Annotated in this window: 13 protein-coding genes and 1 pseudogene; 8 read left to right on the plus strand and 6 right to left on the minus strand. The window is 67.0% G+C overall.

What is annotated here, in order from left to right:
* Window positions 1-169 precede the first annotated feature (169 nt).
* Both AC31A1_RS11630 and AC31A1_RS11635 read left to right on the plus strand, forming a co-directional pair.
* A complete protein-coding gene (locus AC31A1_RS11630) occupies window positions 170-1,345 on the plus strand; it encodes a DUF3500 domain-containing protein (RefSeq protein ID WP_489653192.1) in 1,176 nt (391 codons plus the stop codon).
* A complete protein-coding gene (locus AC31A1_RS11635; RefSeq protein WP_489653193.1) occupies window positions 1,342-2,709 on the plus strand; it encodes a HupE/UreJ family protein in 1,368 nt (455 codons plus the stop codon). The genes AC31A1_RS11630 and AC31A1_RS11635 overlap by 4 nt, the downstream gene beginning before the upstream one ends.
* 99 nt (window positions 2,710-2,808) lie before the next feature.
* Here the strand turns inward: AC31A1_RS11635 and AC31A1_RS11640 are convergent.
* The 3 genes and pseudogenes from AC31A1_RS11640 to AC31A1_RS11650 all read right to left on the minus strand — a co-directional run.
* Window positions 2,809-3,741: pseudogene (locus AC31A1_RS11640) on the minus strand (hydrolase); the annotation flags it as partial.
* Window positions 3,742-4,071: 330 nt separating this feature from the next.
* On the minus strand, window positions 4,072-4,920 hold the full coding sequence (locus AC31A1_RS11645) for a hypothetical protein (protein ID WP_489653194.1): 849 nt from the start codon (window positions 4,918-4,920) through the stop codon (window positions 4,072-4,074).
* A gap of 203 nt (window positions 4,921-5,123) precedes the next feature.
* Window positions 5,124-5,726: a DUF5753 domain-containing protein gene (locus tag AC31A1_RS11650; protein ID WP_489653195.1), complete on the minus strand. Its 603-nt coding sequence runs from the start codon at window positions 5,724-5,726 to the stop codon at window positions 5,124-5,126.
* A 49-nt stretch (window positions 5,727-5,775) separates the two neighbouring features.
* Between AC31A1_RS11650 and AC31A1_RS11655 the strand changes: the two genes are divergently transcribed.
* Entirely contained in the window at window positions 5,776-6,228 is a 453-nt protein-coding gene (locus tag AC31A1_RS11655) for a hypothetical protein (RefSeq protein ID WP_489653196.1), read from the plus strand.
* 15 nt (window positions 6,229-6,243) lie between these two features.
* Here AC31A1_RS11655 and AC31A1_RS11660 read toward each other — a convergent pair whose 3' ends face one another.
* Together AC31A1_RS11660 and AC31A1_RS11665 are read right to left on the minus strand one after the other, a co-directional pair.
* A complete protein-coding gene (locus tag AC31A1_RS11660; RefSeq protein WP_489653197.1) occupies window positions 6,244-7,416 on the minus strand; it encodes a serine hydrolase domain-containing protein in 1,173 nt (390 codons plus the stop codon).
* A gap of 73 nt (window positions 7,417-7,489) precedes the next feature.
* Complete coding sequence (locus AC31A1_RS11665; protein ID WP_489653198.1) at window positions 7,490-8,833, minus strand: tetratricopeptide repeat protein; 1,344 nt, start codon at window positions 8,831-8,833, stop codon at window positions 7,490-7,492.
* Window positions 8,834-9,091: 258 nt separating this feature from the next.
* On the opposite strand from AC31A1_RS11665, the gene AC31A1_RS11670 reads away from it, so the two are divergent.
* The 4 genes from AC31A1_RS11670 (at window position 9,092) to AC31A1_RS11685 (ending at window position 12,282) form a co-directional block, all read left to right on the plus strand.
* Window positions 9,092-9,583, plus strand: a complete 492-nt coding sequence (locus AC31A1_RS11670; RefSeq protein ID WP_489653199.1) for an ATP-binding protein — start codon at window positions 9,092-9,094, stop codon at window positions 9,581-9,583.
* A gap of 29 nt (window positions 9,584-9,612) precedes the next feature.
* On the plus strand, window positions 9,613-9,921 hold the full coding sequence (locus tag AC31A1_RS11675) for a hypothetical protein (protein ID WP_489653200.1): 309 nt from the start codon (window positions 9,613-9,615) through the stop codon (window positions 9,919-9,921).
* A gap of 373 nt (window positions 9,922-10,294) precedes the next feature.
* A complete protein-coding gene (locus tag AC31A1_RS11680) occupies window positions 10,295-11,491 on the plus strand; it encodes a JmjC domain-containing protein (protein WP_489653201.1) in 1,197 nt (398 codons plus the stop codon).
* The gene (locus tag AC31A1_RS11685; RefSeq protein WP_489653202.1) at window positions 11,425-12,282 is read left to right on the plus strand and encodes an aldo/keto reductase; all 858 of its coding nucleotides are present in this window, start codon (window positions 11,425-11,427) and stop codon (window positions 12,280-12,282) included. Before AC31A1_RS11680 ends, AC31A1_RS11685 begins: the two co-directional genes overlap by 67 nt.
* Here the strand turns inward: AC31A1_RS11685 and AC31A1_RS11690 are convergent.
* Entirely contained in the window at window positions 12,270-13,127 is an 858-nt protein-coding gene (locus tag AC31A1_RS11690) for a hypothetical protein (RefSeq protein ID WP_489653203.1), read from the minus strand. The genes AC31A1_RS11685 and AC31A1_RS11690 overlap by 13 nt on opposite strands.
* A 449-nt stretch (window positions 13,128-13,576) precedes the next feature.
* Here AC31A1_RS11690 and AC31A1_RS11695 point away from each other — a divergent pair.
* On the plus strand, window positions 13,577-14,162 hold a 586-nt coding region (locus AC31A1_RS11695), incomplete at its 3' end, for a nitroreductase family protein (protein ID WP_489653204.1).

Consider the following 14,162-nt stretch of genomic DNA (forward strand, 5'->3'; position numbering starts at 1 on the left):
ACCGCTGACGAGCGGCGATGGGTGCTGCCCATGCGGCTGGGACATCTTTCTGGAATTGAAGGAGTGGTCCGTGAGTAAAGAAAGAACCCGTCTCGTGCGTACGAGACGGACTTGGCGTGGAATTGCTGGAGCCGTCACGGCGGTTGTGCTGGTCGGTGGCGGTTTCGCCGTGGCTAATGCCTCGACGGACACTCAGGCGAGTAAATCGGCTGCGGGCGTCAAGCGCCCGGTCGACAAGAAGGCCGCCGGCGTCGGTGCCGTGGTCAGCGCGGCCAACGCGTTCCTGAACACGCTGGACGCCGACCAGCAGGCGGAGGTGCTGCTGGACTTCTCGCAGGCGAACGCGACCGCGTGGTCGAACCTCCCGTGCGGCTCTTCCTGCCGTCCCGGCATCCAGCTGAGTTCCCTGACGGACACTCAACTCGCCGCCGCCATGCAGGTGGTGAAGCTCGCCACGGGCACCGGCAAGGGCACCGGATACGACCAGATCACGCAGATCATCAAGGCCGACGACGTGCTCAACGCCGCACAGAGCACCAGCTCCGCGGGTCCGGCGCCGTCGGACACCGCGTCGAGCACGGCTTCACCGGACCCGTCGGCCACGGCTGACCCGTCCGCGAGCTCGACGGCCACCGACGTCCCGACCGGCACCCCGCCGTCCGGCGGCGCCGGAGGCGGCGGCATGGGCGGTTACGGCAGCGGCGTCTACTTCCTGGCGTTCCTCGGCACCCCCTCGGTGGACGGCACCTGGCAGCTGCACTTCGGCGGTCATCACCTCGCCGTCAACGAGACCTACAAGAAGGGGAAGGTGGCAGGCGCCAGCCCGTTCTTCGTCGGCGTCGAACCCAGCACCTGGACCGCCGACGACGGCACCACGTACTCGCCGCTCGCGACCATGCGCAACGGCCTGCTCGCGCTCACCGGCAGCCTGAGCACGGAGCAGCTGGCCACCGCCAAGCTCTCCGAGTCGTTCAGTGACGTGCTCCTCGGCCCGGGCCAGGACGGCCAGTTCCCGGAGACGAAGGAAGGCATCAAGGTCAGCACGCTGTCGCCGCAGCAGAAACAGCTGGTCCTGAAGGCCATCCATCCCTGGATCGCCAACGTGGACGACGCCACCGCGAAGAAGCTCATGAAGACGTACGAGCATGAGCTGAACCAGACCTACGTCGCGTACTCCGGAGGTACCGCCCTCGACACCCAGGGCGACTACGTGCGCATCGACGGCCCCGGCGTATGGGTCGAGTTCGTCTGCCAGAACGGTGTCGTGTACCGGGACCAGATCCACTACCACACCGTGTACCGCGACCACACCCGCGACTACGGCAGCGAGTTCACCTTCTCATGACCCGACCGCGAACTTGGCTGACCACAGCGCTACTTCGCCTGGTGGCCGGGATCGCGATCGCGGTACCGGCGGCGCTCCTGCTCGGGGCGTCGCCGGCCGCCGCGCACCCGATGCCGCACTCTGTGGTCCAACTCGACGTGTACCAGGCCTCCGTGACCGCGCGGCTGGCGCTGCCGGTCGACGACTTCTCCCGGGCGAGCGGCATCGACCTCAACACGATCGCCTCAACCGCCCTCCCCACCAAGGCTGTTGCGATCCGCGCCTACCTCGCCCGGCACATCCACCCGACGACTCTCAAGGGCAAGGCCTGGCAGGTCACCATCGGCGCGCTGAGCCTCAGCCGCACCGAACAGACCTCCACCGGCCCCTATCGTGAGCTGATCGCGAAGGCCGTGCTCACTCCGCCGGCGGGAGCGGACGTACGGCACTTCACTCTCGGCTACGACGTGATCGTGCACCAAGTCGTCACGCACGTAACGCTGGTGTCGGTTCGTCAGGACTGGGCCGCGGGTCGGGTCGAGGGTGACGGCGCCACGCAGGTGGGCACCATCCGCCTGGACGTCCGGCACATGAAGGTGCCGCCGCTGACCGTCGACCTCGGCGAGGGCAGCGCCTGGCGCGGCTTCGTCGCCATGCTCGAACTGGGCGGCAACCACATCCTCACCGGCACCGACCATCTGCTGTTCCTGCTCATCCTGCTGCTCCCCGCACCGCTGTTGGCGGCCGGCGGACGCTGGAGGGGTCTGGCCGGCCCGCGTGCGGCGCTCAGGCGCATCGGCGGCATCACCCTCGCCTTCACCGTCGGCCACTCTGTCGCCCTTGCGGCAACTGCCCTCACCCGCTTCGAGATCCCCGGCCGACCGGTCGAGGCGTTCATCGCGGCCAGCATCCTTGTCGGAGCGGTCCATGCGATCCGCCCGCTGTTCCCCGGCAGGGAAGCGATCGTGGCGGGCGTGTTCGGCCTGGGCCACGGCATGGCCTTCTCGTTCGTCCTCGCCGAAATGCACCTGTCCACAGGTCAGTTGGCGACCAGCCTCCTCGCCTTCAACCTGGGCATCGAGCTGGTCCAACTCCTGCTGGTCTGCCTGGCGTTGCCTTCGCTGCTGGTGCTTGCGAGGTCGCGTGTGCAGCCCGCGCTGCGGGTGGGCGGTGCGCTGATCACGGCTACGGCGGCTGTCGGCTGGCTGGCGGATCGGTTGGGGCTGCCGAATCCGGTGGCCAGGGCGGCCGACAGTGCGGGGTCCCATACGACGGGGATGCTGACGGTGCTTGTGGTGGCGGCGGTCGCGGCGGGCGTGTGGACGCTGATCGCCCGCCAACGGGCCCGCGAGGTACCGGAGTTGGCGCTCTCCACCCTCCCGTAGTCCGTAGGAAGACAGAGAGCGCGGGTCCGGGGAAGCAGACTCCCCGGACCCGCACCCAACTACCCGGCTCTGTACGCGATCGCGGTCAGTGGGTCACGAAGACAGCCACTCCGTGGCGTTGAGGGCGAGGGCGGCGTTGGTGGCGCCGGTGTCGTTCCAGCCGTCGTAGAGCGTGTTGCCGGACTGGCCGGTGCCGTCGTCGACCGGCGAACTGTCGCCCCAGAACGCGACCTTGCCGCTTCCGAAGGTGCTGGTGGCGAAGAAGGCGCCGGTGTTCCCGGAGTAACCGGAGCGGTACAGAAGCCCCTTGGCGGTGGAGTTGTCGGCGGGCTTGATCGTGGCCGTGGTGCCGTTGGCGATGAGGCTCTTGGTGACGGTGCCGAAGGAGCCGTGCAGCACGGCGTTGCTGCTGTCGCTGATGGCGGCCGGGTAGCCGGAGCTGATGTTCAGCGAGTCGATGGAGAGGCCGAACGGGTCGGTCGAGTCGACGCTGTTGTTGGTCATCAGGTCGTTGAGGATCTGGACCGCGTCGTAGCCGTCGTTGTTGCGGTCGGACCCGGTGTGGTCGGAGATCATGAACAGCCCGCCGCCGGCCTTCACGAAGTTCATGATGGCGGTCTTCTCGGCGGTCGTGAACTTGATGTTCGGCTCGGGCAGCACGAGCGTGTCGAAGTTCGACAGGTCGGTGGCCGACGAACCCCCGTAAGTGAGCGCGCTGGTCGCGGTCTTGAGGCTGTAGTCACCGGTCTTCTGCAGGGCGATGCCCCACGACGAGAGCGCCCCGGTCCAGTCCTTGTCGGAGGACGGGGAGGAGTCCTGGGACAGCGGGTCGGGCTTGCTGGTGGAGATGATCCAGTCGGCGTTGCCCGCCTCCTCGGCGTGCCCGTCGTCGAACAGCACACGGTGCGTGGTGGCCGCGTGCGCGGGCGTGACGGTGGCCGCCTGCACGGCGGCGCCTGTGGCGAGCATGCCGAGGACGGTGAGAGCGGTGGTGAATCTGCGACGTGACGTGAACTTGCCAAGATTGAGCATCCGGTGAACCTCCGTGAGTGGGGGATTCCATCAGTGGGGGGTGGAATGAACAGGGGTGCGGGTGCTGCGGATGTCACTGACTGCGGTGAATCTTCGCGCGTAGAACGGTAGTTGAGTGATCACCGATCGACACACGGGAGGACGGTACACAGGGGATCGGGGGTGCCGGGAGGGGGTCCTGGCGGTTCACGTAGATCTCTTACTCGGCGATACCGGGGGCGGGGAAATGGTGCGGTGCCGGGTGCGATGACGCATGGCGACCCGGCACCGAAGTGCTGACGTACTGATGTCGAGGTGCTGTCGACTGATGTCGAGGTGCTGCCGAACCGCTTACCGGACGTCGACGAAGTCGCCGGGCGCTGTCGCCGCGGCGGTGGTGGCGGTGCCGGCGAAGACGTAGCGGTAGTAACCGTCGACCGTGGCCTTGGTGGTGGTCTTCAGGACGCCGGTGCTGTTGGTCTTGACCGTCTTGAGGGTGGTGTAGGTGCTGCTGCTCTTCTTCCGGAACTGCAGTTTCACGGGCTGGGAGACATAGCCCGCGTACTTGCCCGTCGACCAGTTCGCGCGGGCGAGCTTGCCCGTGACCGTGATGGTCTTGCCCTTCTTGACCGGCTCGGGCGTGGCGTTGGCGGTCAGTGTGGCGGCCTTCTTGATCGAGGTGGTGGCGACGTCGTCGTTGTAACTGGCGTTCGCGTACAGGTCCCAGGCCCCCAGGAACAGCTTCCAGGTCCCGGCCACGCCGTTGTCCTTCATGTCGGTGGCGGGGTGGATGTTGAAGACGGCCTTGCAGGTGTACGTGCCCTGCGTCGCCGTCTCCGTGCAACTGGGGTCGTCGTCCGTCCCCAGGCCACCGGTGATGCCGTCCGTGGTCGAGCTGTCCGTGCCCTGCCACAGGAAGGCCTCGGTGAGAGCGACACCGCTCGCGTCCGTGGCGGTGTACGTGACGGTGACGGACTTCGTGCCGGTGGTGCCGAGGACGATGTCCTTGCCGCCGTTGATGACGGCGTGCGAGAACTTGGTGTTGCCCAGGGAGTCTCTGGGCTGAACGGACTTCGTGGCGAAGGAAGTTAGCCCCGCCGCCGCACTCGGACGCTCCGCCGCCTGAGCGGCAACCGGAAGAGCGAGCGCGGACAGAACGACGGCACCGGAGACAACACCGGCCGCAATGCGTATACGCATGAAACCCCCACAGGAACCTGAGAAGCCCGCCCAAGTGTCCGCTTGGCCGGGCCTGTTGATCTCCGCATGATATGGACTCAGGTCGGAAATGGTGAAGATCTCTTGTGCAATAAGTGCGTAACGGACCAGTGGGGCTTGGGAGTTGGTATCGACCAGGCTTCGGCGGTCCCCCGGGCCTGCGCCGGTGCCAGTGCCGTTGACGCTCAGGCGTTGCTCCAGAAGGCAAGGGCCTTGCTGATCAGACCTCTTGCCGAGTCTCCGTGGCATGCCGCACCGCTGAGGGCGTCGAAGGCCTTGTGGTGGAGGGCCAGTTCGCCGGCGTCGGTGATGTCCACGCCGCAGGAGACGAGTTCGTAGTGGGCGCGGTCCTCACCCATGTTGAATCCGGGCATGGGGAAGATGCCGAACTCGACGGTGGCGGGGAGGATGCTAAGGCCGAGCGAAGGGAGATCGAACTCGCGGAGGAGGCGCTCCAGTTGCTCGCGCATGACCTGACCGCCCCCTACGTTCGTGTACAGGGCCTGTTCGCCAAGGACCACGTCATAGCGATGTTCACCGTCGTACAGAACCTGCTGCCGCTCCATACGCTTGGCCACTCCCGCCGGAACATCATCCGGAACCCCGAGAAAGTCGACGACGCGACGCAGGATCACGGTCGCGTACGCCTCGGTCTGGAGCGTGCCCCAGATCATGTTGGGGACATACGCCTTGCCGTGCCGGGTCTGCTGATACCAGCCGATCACCTCGTCCTGGATGTCTTCCGTGCCGGTGGACAGGCGCTGTTGCCATGGGATCGAACTGGTCACTGCACGTTCCCTTCGGTTGCTGACGGTGAACCAGCCAGGCCCATACCCTGTGCAACGGATCGCGGATCATCGCTCGTACATCCGGCAGCGCAATCCGGCCGGTCATCAGGACGTCGTGATCTGCGAAGAGCGCATCAAGGTCGAAGCGCCGATTAATGTGTGCGGCCCGCTTTGCGAACGCCAGGTCCGTGTGCGCCTCACCCACGCGGGCGCGGCTCGCGTGGGTGAGAATCCAACGCGCCTGGTTATCACCGCTCGTACGGCTACCGAGGTCGCGCGCCAGCCGCCACAGCGAGTCACCGTCGTCCTCTTCATGTACGACGGTGACCAGACCGATGTCTCCAAGTCCATGCTCGTTGCCGGACTGCGTGGTGTAGACGACGGTGAGGTCTTCGAGAGGAATTTACGGGCAGCTGGCCATGTACTGAACTTGGTTGTGGCTACCCTCATTGAGTCGCCCCTGCGGGGTGAGGCGACCGATCGTGGCACTGTGCGCTCGTAGGGTGCCGGTGTCGCTCTACATCAGCGACCTTCGCACCGCGTCGACCAGCGAAGCCGCACGCACATCGTCGGCCCCTCCGATGACGTTGTTCATCACGTAACCGAAGGCAATACCGTGCTCCAGGTCGGCGAAGCCGAGCGAGCCCCCTCGCCCAGTGTGGCCGAAAGCGCTCGGGCTGGTCATGGGGTTGGCTTCCGTGGGCAGCATGTATCCGGAGCTGAATCGGCTCGGGATCAGCATCACTTGGTCCTTCCCGCCAGCCTGTTCCTTGGTTGCCGCTGCCAAGGTTTCCGGGCGGAGCAGGCGCACGCCGTCCACCTCGCCGATCAGCGCGGCGTACATGCGAGCCAGCCCGCGAGCGGTGCTGACGCCGTTGGAGGCCGGGAGTTCCGCGGCCTGCACTGCGGGCGAGTCGAAGTCGATCTCGGTGGGGTCGGTGACGGCGTACGCCCTGTTGCTGAATGAGTTCGGGTCGCGCCAGGCAGCGACCAGTTCGCGGAGTGCCTCGGGAACCGACTCGGCGGGCACGGTGGTGAGGTCGACGGCCGGTCGCTGGTACACCATGCGGCTGACCCGGTCGCGTTGTTCCGCCGGCAGTCCGATGAAGAAGTCCAGTCCGAGAGGGGCGGCGATCTCGTCGGCGAAGAAGCGACCCGGCGTCCGGCCGGATACTCGGCGGATCACCTCGCCGACCAGCCAGCCCCAGGTCCGACCGTGATAGCCATGTGCAGTGCCTGGCGTCCACAGGGGACGCTGCGCGGCCAGTGCAGCCACCATCGGGTACCAGGCCAACGCCTCGTCCAGCGGGACCGGTTGGTCCAGCGCGATCAACCCGGCCTGGTGGGACAACAGCCAGCGCACCGGGATGTCCGCCTTGCCGTTCGCGGCGAACTCCGGCCAGTACTTCGCCACCGGTGCGTCCAAGTCCAATACGCCGCGCTGGGCCAGCATGTGCGCCGCTGTCGTGGTCGCGCCCTTGGTGGCCGAGTAGACCAGCTGCAGCGTGTCTCGTGTCCACGGACGACCGGTTTCCGGATCAGCGATGCCACCCCACAGGTCGACCACCGGCCGGCCGTACTGGTACACGCACACCGCCGCACCGATGTCCCCGTGCTGGGAGAAGTTCGCCTCGAACGCCTCACGCACCGGTTCGAATCCAGCCTCGACCTCGCCGTCGATCGTCGTCATGCCGTCCATCCTGGCATTTGGATCGGCTGCTCCAGCGAGGCAGGTTGGCCCTCGAAGTGCGAGAGGGCGAGTGTCAGGCCACGATGGGAAGCGCCTGAAGACGCTCGCGGAACTCGCGTACAGCGGAGACGGACTTGCGCGGTTCGAGTCGAGCGTTGAACTCCTTCAAGCGGTCCAGAGCTCGTACGGAGCTGACACTGCTCTCCAGGAGCCCGGCGCCGTAGTTCGCGGCGTCCAGAGCCCCCTCCAGGTCGCCGCCGGCGAGCCGTGCCTCTGCCAGGCGGCTAGACCGTACGGCCTTGTCCCGGGGAGCCGCGCTCTCCACGGAGGTCTCCAGGGCACTCGTCGCGCGCTCCACCTGCCCGGAACGCAACAGGACCTTGCCTTCGGTCGACTTCAACTGCGCCTCGCCGAACCAGTTGAGCCAGTCCGGGTTCTCCTCTGCTGAGCCGTGCTCCCAGAGGGACACAGCTTGGTTGAGCGCCGTTCCGGCGTTCCGGTGGTCGCCGTCGCGTGACAGTGCCTCGGCCTTGTGCAGGTAGAGGAAGGAGTGGGTGTACGGAGACAGCGTTTGAGGTGCGTTGTCGATGGCGGTCGAGATGAGTTCGACTCGCTCGGCGGTTCGTCCAGCCTCGGAGACCTGGACGCCCATCTCCGCGAGGATGAAGGCGCCGAAGGCATCGTCACCAGAAGTTCGAGCGCTGCGCAGGGCCCCGACGTAGTAGTGCTGGCCGGCGGACCGCAGGCCGGCGTCGTAGGCCATCCAGCCGGTCAGGTGCGACACCCGGGCCGCCAGCGAGTAGAGGCGGACGCGAATCCTGTCCGTGTACCGGCCCGCGCCGAGGAGACCAGTCACCAAGGCGAGGTCACCGCGTGCCTGCTCCAGGAGCCGGGCGCCTCCGAGTTGGTCGTCGAGCGTGCGGAGCGTGCTGATGCGCTGCTCGATCGTCGAGACCATCGTGTCCGTGACCTGGTCGCCGTTGAGCGCCGAGGCGAAGGCGGAGGGCGCGTCCGCCCAGCTCGCCGCCAGGCCCGTCAGGGCGGCGCCGGTGATGGTGAGAAAGCCCCGGCGGTCCATGCGGCCACTCCCCACGAGTTCGGACAGGGCTTCAACGGTACCGGCCTCGGTCCACGGTGTGGTGAGCTCCGCGATCTCCCAGACCGGGAGCCACCGGGGCCATCCTTCCTCCCGGACCTGCTTGTACGGGACGCACAGCAAGTCGGCGAGCACGCGCTGGGCGTCCGAGTCCGGCTCCTGTCCCTGCTCCCACTTCCACACGGTCGTCCGGTTGGTCGCCAGCGGGATTCCGAGTGATCTGCCGTGCGCTTGCATGAGGCGGGCGAACTCGGCCTTGCCCCATCCGCGCATGTGGCGGAGGAAGCTCAGCGGGTGGACTGCTAACGGTTCACCAGGCACGTCATCACTCCCGTCATCCCCTCGCGGCGTAGTGGGGAGGCTACTTCGCGTGTCCGTGCACGGGGAGGGCGTCCCCATGAGGAACCCCCTAGAAACGTTCCGCCTTGCCCGCTGGGCCCGTTGACTGAGTGTCAGCCGTCCAGCGAGGAGCGCGCGCAGAGCGTCCGCTTCGGGAACGGTTCCTCAGATCGGCGACTTCGTCCCCGTGTCCCCCGTCGGGGACGAAGCCGCTCTCCATCTCTTCGGAGGCGTCCCCACATGCCCACGATCGTCCATCGATTCGTCCTCGCCGGTACGGAAAGCGACGTGCCCTTCGCCCGGCGCAAGGTCATCGACCAGGTCCGTACATGGGGTGTGCCGATGGACGACGAGAAAGCTGACGCCATACGCCTGGTCGCATCCGAGCTCATCACCAATGCCGTGGTCCAAGGGAATGGGCCAGTCACCGTCACGCTCTACCTCCGGTCTGGATCCCTGGTGATCGACGTCCTCGACGGCAACTCATCAGCCCCGCAGATGAGTTGGGCCCAAGACGAGGACGAGAGCGGTAGGGGGCTGGCGCTGGTCGATCTTCTCGCCTCGCGTTGTGCCTGGGCGCCATCCGAACACGGCAAGCACGTATGGGCGGAGATCGAGCTGCCCATGACAGCGCCTGCCATACGAGCTGCCGTTCTGCGCCGGTTCTTCGCGCGTCGGCCGAGGCGCGGAATCGTGGCTGAGCCCGAGCCGCTGACCCTGGCGGTCGCGTGATGGGACGACATTCGCTACGCCCGACTCCGGTGCCCGATCCCGATGTGGTCTTCCGTCCTACCCGTCGCGACATCGACCCCGTCACCCGGCAACCCACCGAATACGCGCTCTGGGACCGCCACGATTGGTTGACCCGCGGTGAGTGCTGGCTGTGGTGCGGACATGACGACGTCGAGGTGACGTGGATCGGGCCCGTCCAGTCGAGCGGCATGCACGCGGCCTTCTACGTCTGCCGCGCATGTCTGTACGAACTGGATCAGCGCGTCCTGGAGACCAACATGCGCGAGGACACGAGCGTCTTGCCGACGAGCCGCAGACCCGCCTACTCGCGGGTGTAGGGCCGCACCTCTCCCCCAAGGACAGCCGCTCCACGGCATCACTACTCCCCGGCCGTGGGGCGGCCATCGACCTCCCGCCTGCCCTGGCGGGAGAACCCAAAAAGGAAGGAGCACGAGGTGGAAGAGCCCACAACACCGCCTTCGGCCCGGAGCGGCCTCCTGGTGGCGGTGACAGAACTGACCGCCGTCCATGACCGGTACGACAGCCTCCGGTCGGACAACCAGGGTAGTTCCGGCGACGCGCCGTGGCCGGGTGGCGACGGCAACCTACACGACAGCGAGTAGGTACCAAGCGTTGGGGGCTGGTGCGGTCGGCCGTACCTGCCCCCACCGCGTTCGAAGCACGTGGCCGAACCCATGGGAGGACGCAACGATGGAACATCAGTTGATCAGCGCCATCGAGACAGCACTCGGATGGAGCGGACCCGAGGAGCTGGGCAAGGACTTCGTACACGGGAGCATGGACGACCCCGCACTCGTCTCCCGCATCATGACCCCGAACCGCCTGCTCGACATCGCCATGCGCAGGAGCCTGAACCGCCCGCAGTTCCGGTGCTTCCAGAAGGGCGAGGAGGTCCATCCGGCCATCTACTACACCGACAGCGTCAGTCCCCGGGGCCAGAGCATCTCCATGGTCAACATGCGCAGCCTGGGCAGGCTCCTGGGCGAAGGCGCGACGGTGATCATGGACCAGGCCAACGTCTTCGATCCGACCATGGAAGTCGCCTGCCGGGCCCTGCAGTGGTGGTCCCGCGAGCGAGTCCAGGTCAACGCGTACCTGACGACGAACGACGCCTCCGGCTTCCCCCTGCACTGGGACGACCACGATGTCGTCATCGTCCAGCTCGCGGGTGAGAAGGAATGGGAGGTCCGCGCGACCTCCCGCAACGTGCCGATGTACCGGGACGCCGACCCCAACACCACTCCGAGCGACGAGATCATCTGGTCTGGCCTGATGCGGACCGGCGACGTCATGCACATACCCCGAGGCCACTGGCACCAGGCGACACGGACCGGCAGCGGCTCCGGCAACAGCCTTCACGTAACGTTCGGCATCACCAAACGCACAGGGGCGAGCTGGCTCGCGTGGCTGGGCGACTGGTGCCGCGAACACGAGATCTTCCGCCACGACCTCGACCGCTGGCAGGGAACAGGCAGCGAAGCCCTGACCGCGGCTGCCGCCCAGTTGGTCGGCGAACGCCCGCCGCCCGCCTTCCTGGCCGCCTACGAGCAAGCGACGACCCTGCCTCGGCACCTGCCGTTCCTCGACATACTCGGGCCGCTCGACGCCGTGGTGTGCACCACCCATTTCCCGCCCCAGATTCAGGAACACGGAGAGACCGTCGACATCGTGGCCTCGGGGAAGAAGCTCACCCTCGCAGCCAAGGCCCTGCCCGCCCTGCGTCTGCTGCTGAGCGGCCGGCCGGTCGAGTTGGAACAGGCCGCGGCCGTCGCCGGGGCCGAAGTAGCGGAGGCCGCCGAGATCCTGGTGAAGGAGGAGCTGTGCGCAGTGCTGACCCCAGAGTTGTCCTCGGGCTACACCGGTCTCGTCACGAACGCCGGCTCCTGACCGGGGCGCTCGACCTCGGCGTCACAGCACTCGACACCAGTACCAACTACCTCGGCTTCCGTTCGCATCAGATCCTGGCGCAGACGGCCGGCGACCTGCTGCCGAAGTTCACCGTCTCCACGAAGGTCGGCTATTTCTCGGGGCCGGGTGGGGTGGAGCATTCCCTGGATCCCGTACGGCTGCACGCAGCAGTGGAGCAGGCAGTTGGGGACCTGGGACGGGAGCAGGAGCTGGTGTTCCTGCACAACCCGGAACACTCACTCCGCGAGGCCGACCCGCATGGCCAGGAGGTGCTGACAGAAGCGTGCGCTGCCCTCGATGACGCTACGAGCAAGGGCCTGTGCGCTGCCTGGGGCATCGCGTCCTGGGATCCATCATCCCTGGTCGGACTGATCGGACCGACCGTACCGAGGCCAGCGACTCTCATGGTCCGCGCCGGCCTACTCGTCGGAGTCAGAACATTGGACGCTGCGGACGCCCTCATCAAGGCGTGGGACCTGGACCCCGGCGAGGTCTGGGGCATGAGCCCCTTCGGCGGCAGTACCAGCGACTCGGTGTGGGCCAAGATCGACCCCCGTGTCTTCCTCGGTGACAGCCATCAACTCTCGCGCGTGCAGGCGGCGTTCATAGCCGCCTATCACCTCCCGAGGGTCGGCACTGTGGCTGTGGGCACTGATGATCCCGCCCATCTGGGCGAACTCGTCGGCGCCCTGGTCGGCGACGTCGAGGAACGAACGGTCCAGGAGTACCGGAGTCTCCTGCGGGACCGTTCACGCGATCAGCCGGTCTGAAGCTCCTTGATGACCTGTTCGGCCATGCGCCGGGCGGGTTCCAGCCGAGGGTCTTCTGAGTGCGCGTACGGCCCGAGGATCTTCGAGCAGGCAAACAGCGTCATCAACTTGCCGTCCCGGCTCTCGAAGTCGGACCGGCGCTCGTGCCATACGCGATCGGCCAGAGCCGGGACAGCAAGGGAACTCGCCCACAGCGAGGCCGAGTCCAGCCCAAGCGGCGCGTTACCCCAGTCCTCCCAGTCGAAGAGACTGAACCCCGGAGCCGTGACGTTGGCCCAGTTCAAGTCCGCGTGGGCCGGCACCCACTGCTCGATGGTCGTATCGAAATCGCCGGAGAAAACACCGCGGACAGACTCGGTGACGAGGGCCTGGGTGACGGTCTCGGTGTCCGGCGTGGCGACCCGCCTCGTGCTCTGTTCCGCCAGGGCGTCCAACGACGCGTTCAGTGCCCCCCACCAGTCGTCCGGCAGCTCCGGGGCTTCACTGAGGATGGCGTTTCCGACAGGAGCCCCAGGCAGGAGCTCGGTTTCGTCGGCTCGCCACAACACCGGCTCGTCCGTGGCCCGCCAGACGACACTTCCGTGCCATTCGGGCTGGGCGATGCCCTTCAGACGGGCGGCACTTTCCGTCCCGTTCCACCCCTGGTCGGAGATCTTGTCGAACAGGCGCCGCTCGATCCGCACCCAGGTGTCGCGGTCTGTTCTGGCCCCCACAGATCGGCGCTTGCGCACCATCGTGCCCGGGAGCAGCCCCACTTGGAGAGACCGCTCGACGCGAGCAAGAACCTCGTCAACCGGCTGTACGCGAAGGTCGACAGCCTGACCCGTGGAGACCGAGAGCGCCATGGACGCGACCGTAGCAGTGGTGGGGCGGAGGTGCCGGACGCCTGTGGTTGTCGGCGATGACGACGCGGATACCGGGCGTGCGTAATCCCGACAGCGCCGGGCGGATGGCGTCGTACAGATCTGTCACGTCCAGGAATTCACCTCGCTCTACCGCTTCGTGGGCGCGGCATTTGGCAGTGATGTCGATGCTGGGCCGGGCGAGGCGGAAGGCGTCGGCATTGTCTCGGCCCTGAGCGACAACAGGGCCAACGAGGGCAGAGAGGGTGTGGCGGAGGACACCGAGCCAGTCGGCCCCTCGGGAACCTAGGGCGTCACAACTCGGCTCATCTCCGGGAATGCTCCGGTAGCCGGTCGTGAGATATACGCCCGCGGCAGATACTCCGTAAGGCCCAATTGTTGTAGCTCAACGGGACTCTGTGCTCAGGGAGTTCATGGCAGGATCTGCCGATATGGAGTTCTCCGAAGTGGTCCGCAGACGACGCATGATCCGTCACTACTCCGACAAGCCGCTGACCCCGGAGGTGACCGAGCGCATCCTCGCCTCGGCCCTACGAGCCCCCTCGGCCGGCTTCTCCCAGGGCTGGGCGTTCCTCGCCCTGACCGACCCGACCGACCGCGCCCGCTTCTGGCCGTTCGTCCCCACCCGGGTCGAGAACACCCCGACCATGCAGGACGCCCCGTTGGTCGTCGTACCCCTGGCCCACAAGGCGGCATACCTGGAGCGCTACGCCGAACCCGACAAGGGCTGGGAAGACCGCGCTGAGGCCCGCTGGCCCGCGCCGTACTGGTATATCGACACGGGAATGGCCTCCCTGCTGATGCTCCTGACGGCGGTCGACGAAGGACTCGGCGCCTGCTTCTTCGGGATCATGCCGGAGCATCTGGAGCCGTTCCGGGCGGAGTTCGGGGTGCCGGACGAGTACGACCCGATCGGCGGGATCACTGTGGGGTACCGGGCTGAGGATGTTCCTGAGCAGAGCGGGCGGGTCGCGGAGCGGCGACGGGGTGTGGGGGACGTTGTTCACCGGGGGCAGT

The organism is Streptomyces sp. P5F9 (assembly GCF_057961495.1).